Raw genomic sequence first — 9,557 nt, 5'->3', positions numbered from 1 at the left:
CACTACCTGGACTGGAAGCTGGACGACCCCGCCGGACAGGGCGTGGAGGCCGTGCGCCCCATCCGCGACGAGATCCGCGCCCGCATCGAGGCCCTGATCACCGAAATCGACGCGCCCTGAGGTCCGAGCCGCCTGTTCCGCGAACCCGGCCGGACACTGCTTCGAACAGCGTCCGCTCACCCCTCTCCGACCGCTACGTTCCTGACCATCCGTTCGCCGGGCCGGCCGCGGTCGGCGGACGGGGAGCGGGGCAGGGCGCCGACACCGCGCCGGACGGAATCCGTCCGGCGGATGTCCACCGGGGCCTCGTGCCACATCGGGGCCTGCTCCCGGATCTGCCTGAGCATGACGCCCTCGCGCAGCCCCCACGGAGAGAGCGTGACGCTCTCTATCTCCATGCACCGCATGGCCGTGTGCGCTATCACGGCCCCGGCCAGGGACTGCCGGGCTCGGGCGGCGGAGATGCCGGGCAGCTCCGCGCGGGCGGCCGCGGGCAGGGCGGCCAGCCGCTCCGCCGCCGCCTTGAGGGCCCCGCGCTCGATGCGACGTGTGACGAAGGGCCCCAGTTTCCCGGGAGGGGCTCCGCACAGGCGGGCCAACTGCTGGAAGGTGCGCGAGACGGCCACGGCGGTACGGGGGCGCTCCCAGTGGATCCGGACCGCCGCATCCCGCAGTTCATGACGTACACGGCGTCTCAGTTCCCTGATCGCGCCGCCCGGCGGAGGGTCCGCCTCCCCGAAGTACTCGCGCGTCATCCGCCCCGCCCCCAGCGGAAGGGAGGCCACGAAGCCGGGCGTCGTGTCCCGGCCGAAGGCCACCTCCAGCGAGCCGCCGCCGAGGTCCAGCAGCACCATCGGTCCCGCCTGCCAGCCCATCCACTGCCGGGCCGCCAGGAAGGACAACTCCCCCTCCGCCACGCCCGACATGACGTACAGGGGCACCCCGGTCCCGCCGTGGACGGCCTCCAGCACCCGGTGACGGTTGGGCGCGTCCCGGATGACCGCGGTGGCGAAGGCGAAGGGCTGCTCCACACCCCAGCGGGCGGACTCCTCCCTCACCTCGGCGACCGCGGCCACCACGGCGTCCACCGCCCGCTCACCGAGCCGTCCGTCCGGCTCCACGTACTCGGCCAGCCTCAGCCGCCGCTTGGCCGTGTGCACCGGCAGCGGTATGTCACCACCGCAGTCAGCCACCACGAGCCGCACCGTCTTGGACCCCACGTCCACAACCGCCAAACGCATGGAGGGCTCGTGCCCCTCGGCGCCACGCGGCATGCCACCGCCCCCGGACCACAGACGCGGACCGGCCATGTCCCTCCGGCCTCGTGGGCGCCGCGCCATGTACCGGCCCACCGGGGGTAGAAGCTCCGCAGTGAGCAGGGAGGTGGACCGTCGTGTGCGAGTCGTCGCTGCGGGCCGTGGGGTGGGCGCGGTCACTGCCGGTGGCCAGTGGGGTGAGGGCCGCGCGGGAATGGGCGCGCGGCCATCTGGAATCGCTGGGTTGGACGGAGTCGGCCCCGGAGACGGTGGACGCGGTGCTGCTGACCGTCTCGGAGCTGGTGACCAACGCGCACGTGCACGCGCACAGCACCGCCCAGTTGGTGCTGGCGTGGGACGACCGCTGCCTGCACGTGAGCGTGCGCGACTCCTCCGCCGACCTCCCCGCGCCCCGTCCGCCCAGCGCCGAGCGGACGTCGGGGCGCGGCATGTTCCTCGTCGACGCTCTGTCGGACGAGTGGGAGGCCCGTCCCTGCGCGGGCGGCAAGGCCGTCACCGCCTGCTTCCGCCCACCCGGCCAGCCCGCCGGATGAGCCCCGCGGCCCGGCCCGGCGGCCGGGTGGCCGTCAGTCCAGTGCCAGCACCGATGAGACGGCCCGGCACAGCACCTCCTCCGGATCCGGGACCGGCCCGGCCGAACGCCACGCCACGAACCCGTCAGGGCGCACCAGCACCGCGCCGTCCGGCTCCGTCCCGTGGATGCGCGCCCAGTCCGCGCCGTCCTCGGGCACGAGGTCGGCGTCCGGCCCGGAGCCGATCCGGTACGGCTCCAGTGGCACGGAAAGCTTCTCGGCGACCCGGCCGGCCGCCCCGTACCACCCGGCCGCCGCACCGGCTCCGGTAATCAGGACCAGGGACCGCTCGTACAGGTCCAGGGTCGAGATCCGCTCCCCGGCGCGGCTGAGCCACATATGGGGCGCCCGGCTGCCCGGCTCGCCCGTCAGCCGCAGGTTTCCGGGGACGGGCGGCGCCTCGGGGTCGGCGCCCACGACGGCGCCCCGCGGGTAGCGGTATCCGACGGCCACGGCGAGAATGCCGCCCTGCGGACCGCGGCCCTCCGCTCCGGGAGCGGGGGTGTAGCCGGGGTGCTTGTGCTCCGCGGAACGTGCCGAGGCGCGGGCGGCGGTGGCCTGCGCGACCGGGCGGCGCTCGGCGTCGTAGGTCTCCAGCAGGCCCGGCCCCGCCCAGCCCCCGAGTACGGCGGCCAGCTTCCAGGCCAGGTTGTGCGCGTCCTGGATGCCGGTGTTGGAGCCGAACGCACCGGTGGGGGACATCTCGTGGGCCGAGTCGCCGGTCAGGAGGACGCGGCCGGCACCGTAGCGCAGGGCCACCCGTTCCGCCGCGTGCCACGGCGCCCTTCCGGTGATCTCCACGTCGATCCCGGACACGCCGACCGCGCGGCGGATGTGCTCGGCGCACCGCTCGTCGGTGAACTCCTCCAGGGTCTCGCCGTTCTCGGGGTGCCAGGGCATGTGGAAGACCCAGTGCTCCCGGTTGTCGACCGGCAGCAGGGCCCCGTCCGCCTCCGGGCCGGTCAGATAGCACATGACGAAGCGCCGGTCGCCCACCACCTCGGCGAGCTCCTGGGAGCGGAAGGTGACACTCACGTTGTGGAACAGCTCTCCGGGGCCGCTGTGGCCGATGCCGAGATTCTCGCGCACCGGGCTGCGCGGGCCGTCCGCGGCGACGAGGTAGTCGGCACGGATGGTGGTGTGCTCCCCGGTCTCCCTGCTCTTGACCACGGCCGTGACCCCGTCCGGGTCCGGCTCGAACGTCATCAGCTCGGTGGAGAACCGCAGGTCGCCGCCGAGTTCGCGGGCGCGCTCCAGCAGGACCGGCTCCAGGTCGTTCTGGCTGCACAGGCACCAGGCGCTAGGGCTGACGCGGGCGAGTGCGCCGCCCGGGTCGATCTCCTGGAAGAGCCACCGGCCCTCGTCCCCGGTCAGCGAGGGGGTCTGGAGGATGCCGTGGTTGCCGGACAGGACTGACGCCGCCTCCTTGATCCCCGGCTCGACACCCGCCACCCGGAACAGTTCCATCGTCCGCACGTTGTTGCCGCGCCCCCGTGGGTGGGTCGAGGTCCCCGCGTGCCGTTCGACCAGCGTGTGCCGCACGCCGAGGCGACCGAGGAACAGCGAGGCGGACAGGCCCACCAGGGAGCCGCCGACGATGAGAACGGGGGTCCTGTGGTCGGCTTCTTCGTTCATCTCTTTCCTCCAGCACATTGATTTCACCGGTGCGCGCGCACGCACGCCCGGGACGCTTATGAATGCCACCGGAGCGTCTCTTTCGCCCGCTCTTCACCCGGTTGATTCTGGCGGTTTGCGTGTCCGGAAAGAGCGTCACATGATCAGTTGTCATGAAGACTGACGCCGAGTCAACGTCCTCGGCAGTCCATCCGTTCGCCAACGGAAAGGTTCACAGGATGACGGTCTCGGGTCGCGAGCCCCAGGTGTCGGGCCGTGTCTCCCAGTCGGTGTTCGACGGCTCCCGGCTCCGGGCCGTCCTGCTGGTGGACCTTCAGGAGGGAGCCCAGCAGCGCTTCCTCGACGCCTACGAGCGCATGTGCGCCCAGGTGGCCTCCGTGCCCGGCCACATCAGCGACCAGCTCTGCCAGTCCATCGAGAACCCGTCCCAGTGGCTCATCACCAGCGAGTGGGAGAGCGCGCCCCCCTTCCTCGCCTGGGTGAACAGCGAGGAGCACCTGGAGACGGTCAGGCCGCTGCGCGCCTGCGTCCGCACCATGCGGCCACTGCGTTTCGGCATCCTCAGGGAGACCCGCGGCGGCGGGCGCGCCACGGCAGCTCCGGGCGGGGGCCGGTCACGGCCGCCCGTCCGCCTGGGTGACGGCACGGTGCACCACGCCCTGACCTACACCGTCCGGTCCGGCAGCGAGTCCAAGGTCGCGGAGATTCTGTCCGGCTTCGCTCCGCCCGAGCCCGGGGTGGACGAAGTAACCCGGCTGCTGCGCACCTCGGTGTTCGTGCACGGCAACCGGGTCGTGCAGATCGTCGAGGTGCGAGGCGACCTGTCGGCCGCGCTCGGACACGCCATCGGCCGGCCCGAGGTCCGTGCGGTCGAGGAGGCCCTCGCCCCCCACCTGGAGCGGGAGCGGGACCTCGGCGACCCGCAGTCCGCACGGGTCTTCCTCACCCGCGCGGCGATGCCGGCCGTACACCGAACCGCCTCCGGCGGGCCGGGGTCGTCCGGGGCCCGGCGGCACGCCCTGTGCTACCCGGCCCGGGAGGGCCGTGGCACGGACCTGGCACGGCTGATCGCCCGGCACGAGGAGAGTGCCGCGAACAGCCCGCACGACCCGGTCCGCGCCGTCACCGTCTTCCAGCGCGACGACATCGTCGTACGAATGGTCGAGGTGGAGGCCGAACCGGACTCCGTCCCCGCCCGGGTTCTCGGCCTCGGTGAACCGGGCGCCCTCACCGAGGCCGCCGGCCTGCTCGACCTCGAGACACTCGGCCTCGAAGAGCCTCCGGCGGACGAACGCGGCCTCCTGCGTCTGCTGGCGCACACCGGCATGCGTCTCCTCACCGACCGCAGAGCACCGCACTCCTGATCCCGCCGGCCGCGGCGTCGGCCGGTTCCGCACGCACACCGCCCGCCCGTCCCTCCCCACTCCCACGGAGCGAACGACCATGACCCAGCAGCCCCCACGCATCGTCGACCTGTCCGAGACCGCGCCCAACCGCAGGCGCGGAGGCGACCTGCGCGCCATGCTCACCCCCACCACCGTCGGTTCCACCAGCGGCTTCATGGGCCTGGCCATCGTGGAGCCCGGCGACCGCATCGGTGAGCACTACCACCCGTACTCCGAGGAGTTCGTGTACGTCGTCAGCGGCCGCCTCGAGGTGGACCTGGACGGGGAGCCCCACCCCCTCGCCCCCGACCAGGGGCTGATGATCCCCGCGTACATGCGGCACCGGTTCCGCAACGTCGGCGACACCGAGGCCCGCCTCGTCTTCCACCTGGGGCCGCTGGCCCCCAGGCCGGAACTCGGGCACGTCGACACCGAGAAGACCGCGGACGCCCAGCCGGCCGGAGTGTCCTCGTGACGCGACGCGTGGCCGTCACCGGGCTGGGCGTGGTGGCACCGGGCGGGATCGGCACCGAGGCCTTCTGGGACCTCCTGGCGAACGGCCGCACCGCGACCCGGGGCATCACCCTGTTCGACCCCGCCGGCCTGCGCTCACGGATCGCCGCGGAGTGCGACTTCGATCCATGGACGCACGGCCTGACGGTGGAGCAGACCGAACGCTGCGACCGCTACGTACAGTTCGCGCTAGTCGCCGCGGCCGAGGCGGTCGGCGACGCCGGCCTGGAGACGGAGCGCGAGGACCCCTGGCGCCTGGGTGTCAGCCTGGGCACCGCGGTCGGCGGCACCACCCGTCTGGAGCACGACTACGTCCTGGTCAGCGAGCGGGGTTCCCGCTGGGACGTCGACCACCGGCAGGCCGGTGCGCACCTGCACCGCGCGTTCTCGCCCAGCACGCTCGCCTCGGCGGTCGCCGAGGAGTTCGGTGCCCGCGGCCCGGTGCAGACCGTCTCCACCGGCTGCACCTCCGGACTGGACGCCCTCGGCTACGCCTTCCACGCCATCGAGGAGGGCCGTATGGACGTCTGTCTCGCCGGCGCGGCCGACTCACCCATCTCACCGATCAGCATGGCCTGTTTCGACGCCATCAAGGCCACCTCCCCGAACAACGACGACCCCGCGCACGCCTCCCGGCCGTTCGACGCCGACCGCGACGGCTTCGTCATGGGAGAGGGCGGCGCGGTGCTGGTCCTGGAGGAGCTGGAGCACGCCCGGGCCCGCGGCGCCCGCGTGTACTGCGAGATCACCGGCTACGCCACCTACGGCAACGCCTACCACATGACCGGTCTGACCAGTGAGGGCCTGGAGATGGCGCGGGCGATCGACACCGCCCTGGACCACGCACGCCTGAACGGCTCGGACATCGACTACGTCAACGCGCACGGCTCGGGCACCCGGCAGAACGACCGCCACGAGACCGCGGCGGTCAAGCGTTCCCTGGGCGCCCACGCCTACGACACGCCCATGAGCTCGATCAAGTCCATGGTGGGCCACTCCCTGGGCGCCATCGGCTCCATCGAGGTCGCCGCCTGCGTCCAGGCCCTGGACCGCCAGGTGGTGCCGCCCACCGCGAACTACGAGACCCCGGACCCCGAGTGCGACCTGGACTACGTGCCACGCGCGGCACGTGAGCGGAGGCTGCGGAACGTGCTGTCGGTGGGCAGCGGCTTCGGTGGTTTCCAGTCCGCGGTGGTGCTGAGCGGGCCGGGCGGGAGGACACCATGAACCCGCCAGGCGCCCGGCGCGCGGTCGTCACCGGCATCGGAGTCGTGTCACCGGGCGGAATCGGCGCGGATGCCTTCTGGAAGTCGGCCGCGGAGGGCCACAGCCTTCTGGACCGGGTCTCCCGGGAGGGCTGCGGCCATCTGCCGCTGAAGGTCGCGGGCGAGGTCCGCGGCTTCGACCCGGCAGCCGTGATCGAGGGCAGCCACCTCGTCCAGACCGACCGGTTCACCCACTTCGCGATGGCCGCCACCACGCTCGCCCTGGAGGACGCCCGGTTCGGCCGGGCCGACGTCGGCTCCCCCTACTCGGTGGGAGTGGTCACCGCCGCGGGCTCCGGCGGTGGCGAGTTCGGGCAGCGCGAGCTGCAGATGCTGTGGGGGCGGGGTTCGCGCCACGTCGGCCCGTACCAGTCCATCGCCTGGTTCTACGCGGCCAGCACCGGCCAGATCTCCATCCGCGGCGGCTTCAAGGGCCCCTGCGGCGTGGTGGCCGCCGACGAGTCGGGCGGTCTGGACGCCCTGGCGCACGCCGCCCGCGCCGTGGCGCGCGGCACCGACACCGTCGTCGCCGGGGCGGCCGAGGCGCCGCTGGCCCCGTACTCGATGGTCTGCCAGCTTGGCTATCCCGAGCTCAGCACCGAGGAGGATCCAGGGCGCGCCTACCTCCCCTTCACCTCCGACGCACGCGGCTTCGTGCCCGCCGAGGGCGGGGCGATGCTCGTACTGGAGGAGGAGGGCGCGGCCCTCGACCGCGGGGCCGAGCCCCGGGCCGTGGTGGCCGGCCACGCCGCCACCTTCACCGGGGCGTCCCGCTGGGAGTGCTCCCGCGAGGGGCTGGCCCGGGCGATCGGCGCCGCGCTGGCAGAGGCGGCCTGCGCGCCCGAGGAGGTCGACGTCGTGTTCGCCGACGCCCTCGGCACGGCCGAGGCCGACCGGGCCGAGGCCCTGGCGATCACCGACGCCTTGGGTCCGCACAGCCGGCGCGTGCCCGTCACCGCACCGAAGTCGGGGACCGGACGTGCCTACTGCGGGGCGCCGGTGCTGGACGCCGCGGCGGCCGTGCTCGCCATGGAGCACGGCCTGGTGCCCCCCACTCCCAACGTCTTCGACGTCTGCCATGACCTGGATCTGGTGGCCGGCCGGGCTCGCTCCGCGGAGCTGCGCACCGCCCTGGTCCTCAGCCGGGGGCTCATGGGATCGAACGCGGCACTCGTGCTACGGCGCGGCGCCGGACACCCCACCGACCGAAGGAGTGCATCCGCATGACCGACCAGATGACGGGCCAGGTGACCGTCGAGGAACTGGCCGCACTGATGAAGCAGACGGCGGGCGTCGCCGTGGACCCCGGTGACCTGCGGCAGCGGGCCGACTCCGGTTTCGACGCCTTCGGCCTCGACTCGCTCGGGCTGCTGGGCGTCGTGGGCGAGCTGGAGAAGCGCTACGACCGGGACATGCCGGAACGGGCCGAGCAGTGCAGGACCCCCCGCGAGTTCCTCGACTTCGTCAACGGCGTCCTCACCGTGGAGGCGTGAGATGGCAGGGCACACCGAGAACGAGATCGTCATCGCCGCGCCCCTGGACCTCGTCTGGGAGATGACCAACGACATCGAGAACTGGCCGCGGCTGTTCAGCGAGTACGCGTCTGTCGAGATCCTCTCCCGCGACGGCGACACCACCACTTTCCGCCTGACCATGCACCCGGACGAGAACGGCACGGTGTGGAGCTGGGTGTCACAGCGGACCGCCGACCGCGACGCCCTCACCGTGCGGGCCCACCGCGTGGAGACGGGCCCCTTCCGGTACATGGACATCCGCTGGGAGTACGCGCAACTCCCCGAGGGTGTGCGCATGCGGTGGACGCAGGACTTCGCGATGAAGCCCGACGCGCCGGTCGACGACACGTGGATGACGCAGAACATCAACCGCAACTCCCGTGTCCAGATGGCTCTCATCCGGGACCGGATCGAGGAGCGCGCCCGGCGGGCCGGCAGGCCCGCGGCGATGGCCGACTGAGAAGGGACCCCTTCAGTGCACCACACCCTGATCGTCGCCCGGATGGAACCGGGGGCGGCTCCGGACATCGCGGAGGTGTTCGCCGAATCCGACCGCGGTGAACTGCCGCGACTGGTGGGCGTCGCCCGGCGCAGCCTCTTCCAGTTCGGCGACGTGTACATGCACCTCATCGAGAGCGAGCGGGACCCCGGACCGGCCATCGCCCGGGCCGTGGACCATCCGGAGTTCCGCGCCGTCAGCGACCGGCTGACGGCGTACGTCCGGCCGTACGACCCCCGGACCTGGCGCGGTCCGAAGGACGCCATGGCGCAGTGCTTCTACCGCTGGGAGCGCGACGGCGCGGTGTCCGCGCCGCGCTGACGGGCCGGCCGGTGTCCGCGAACCCTCGAAAACGCCGTCCCCGGAAGACGGGCCGGCCCGCGCCGCCGGGGCGTGACGGCTCAGTGCCGCCGCCCGTTGCGGGCCGGCCGGGGACGGTGACGTACGCGGCGGAGGCCGCCTCGTCCGCCGGCCTCCGCCGCGTACCGTCTCATGCGGATACTGGTCGTACGGGTCCCCGTCGCCGGAGGGGGCCATGACCGGAAGGGGAAGCGATGTCGCGGCGGGCGGCGCCCGGGGCGCTCACCCCCGCTCAGCGGCGGGCGGTCCTGGCGTCCGATCCCGTGACGGGAGAGGTGGCCGGGAGCCCTGCGACGGGCGCCGCCCTGCGGGGCAGGGGCCTGGCGGTGGCGTACGGCCGGGCGGGCAGGTACTACCTGACCGAGGCGGGGCGGAGGCTGCGCGGGGAACTGCGTGAGGAGTCACGCGGGGGGCCCTGCGAGGAGCCGTCCCCGGCACCCGTTCCGGCCGGACGGAGCGGGGCCGCAGGGCCCGCGGGGTCCGGCGCGTTCGCCGCGGCGACCGGCGACGGGCCGCCGTCGCGGGAGGACCCCGGGC

10 protein-coding genes and 2 pseudogenes are annotated in these 9,557 nt (G+C 73.3%); 10 read left to right on the top strand and 2 right to left on the bottom strand.

Going from position 1 to position 9,557, the window contains the following annotated elements:
• A pseudogene (locus AC2CJA_RS19590) lies at nucleotides 1–120 on the top strand (phosphotyrosine protein phosphatase); the annotation flags it as partial.
• Nucleotides 121–176: 56 nt separating this feature from the next.
• Here the strand turns inward: AC2CJA_RS19590 and AC2CJA_RS19585 are convergent.
• Nucleotides 177–1,241, bottom strand: coding sequence for a Ppx/GppA family phosphatase (locus AC2CJA_RS19585; protein WP_484604001.1), 1,065 nt, complete (start codon nucleotides 1,239–1,241; stop codon nucleotides 177–179).
• 152 nt (nucleotides 1,242–1,393) lie between these two features.
• Here AC2CJA_RS19585 and AC2CJA_RS19580 point away from each other — a divergent pair, with 152 nt between their 5' ends.
• A complete protein-coding gene (locus tag AC2CJA_RS19580) occupies nucleotides 1,394–1,810 on the top strand; it encodes an ATP-binding protein (protein WP_484604000.1) in 417 nt (138 codons plus the stop codon).
• A gap of 33 nt (nucleotides 1,811–1,843) precedes the next feature.
• Here AC2CJA_RS19580 and AC2CJA_RS19575 read toward each other — a convergent pair whose 3' ends face one another.
• Nucleotides 1,844–3,484, bottom strand: coding sequence for an FAD-dependent oxidoreductase (locus tag AC2CJA_RS19575; protein ID WP_484603999.1), 1,641 nt, complete (start codon nucleotides 3,482–3,484; stop codon nucleotides 1,844–1,846).
• Nucleotides 3,485–3,702: 218 nt separating this feature from the next.
• On the opposite strand from AC2CJA_RS19575, the gene AC2CJA_RS19570 reads away from it, so the two are divergent.
• From AC2CJA_RS19570 to AC2CJA_RS19535, 8 genes and pseudogenes are all read left to right on the top strand, one after another.
• The gene (locus AC2CJA_RS19570) at nucleotides 3,703–4,848 is read left to right on the top strand and encodes a SchA/CurD-like domain-containing protein (RefSeq protein ID WP_484603998.1); all 1,146 of its coding nucleotides are present in this window, start codon (nucleotides 3,703–3,705) and stop codon (nucleotides 4,846–4,848) included.
• 79 nt (nucleotides 4,849–4,927) lie between these two features.
• Nucleotides 4,928–5,344 (top strand): cupin domain-containing protein, encoded by a 417-nt coding sequence (locus AC2CJA_RS19565; protein WP_484603997.1) that lies wholly within the window; start codon nucleotides 4,928–4,930, stop codon nucleotides 5,342–5,344.
• On the top strand, nucleotides 5,341–6,609 hold the full coding sequence (locus tag AC2CJA_RS19560) for a beta-ketoacyl-[acyl-carrier-protein] synthase family protein (RefSeq protein WP_484603996.1): 1,269 nt from the start codon (nucleotides 5,341–5,343) through the stop codon (nucleotides 6,607–6,609). The genes AC2CJA_RS19565 and AC2CJA_RS19560 overlap by 4 nt, the downstream gene beginning before the upstream one ends.
• Entirely contained in the window at nucleotides 6,606–7,874 is a 1,269-nt protein-coding gene (locus tag AC2CJA_RS19555) for a beta-ketoacyl synthase N-terminal-like domain-containing protein (protein ID WP_484603995.1), read from the top strand. The genes AC2CJA_RS19560 and AC2CJA_RS19555 overlap by 4 nt, the downstream gene beginning before the upstream one ends.
• Nucleotides 7,871–8,140, top strand: a complete 270-nt coding sequence (locus AC2CJA_RS19550; protein ID WP_484603994.1) for an acyl carrier protein — start codon at nucleotides 7,871–7,873, stop codon at nucleotides 8,138–8,140. Before AC2CJA_RS19555 ends, AC2CJA_RS19550 begins: the two co-directional genes overlap by 4 nt.
• A 1-nt stretch (nucleotide 8,141) precedes the next feature.
• Nucleotides 8,142–8,621: an SRPBCC family protein gene (locus AC2CJA_RS19545; RefSeq protein ID WP_484603993.1), complete on the top strand. Its 480-nt coding sequence runs from the start codon at nucleotides 8,142–8,144 to the stop codon at nucleotides 8,619–8,621.
• 15 nt (nucleotides 8,622–8,636) lie between these two features.
• Nucleotides 8,637–8,981 (top strand): TcmI family type II polyketide cyclase, encoded by a 345-nt coding sequence (locus AC2CJA_RS19540; RefSeq protein ID WP_484603992.1) that lies wholly within the window; start codon nucleotides 8,637–8,639, stop codon nucleotides 8,979–8,981.
• 233 nt (nucleotides 8,982–9,214) lie between these two features.
• A pseudogene (locus tag AC2CJA_RS19535) lies at nucleotides 9,215–9,557 on the top strand (hypothetical protein); the annotation flags it as partial.

Source organism: Streptomyces sp. ATLC9 (genome assembly GCF_057196705.1).
The sequence above is the reverse complement of the archived record's forward strand: the minus strand, read 5'-3'. Positions and strand labels throughout refer to the sequence as shown.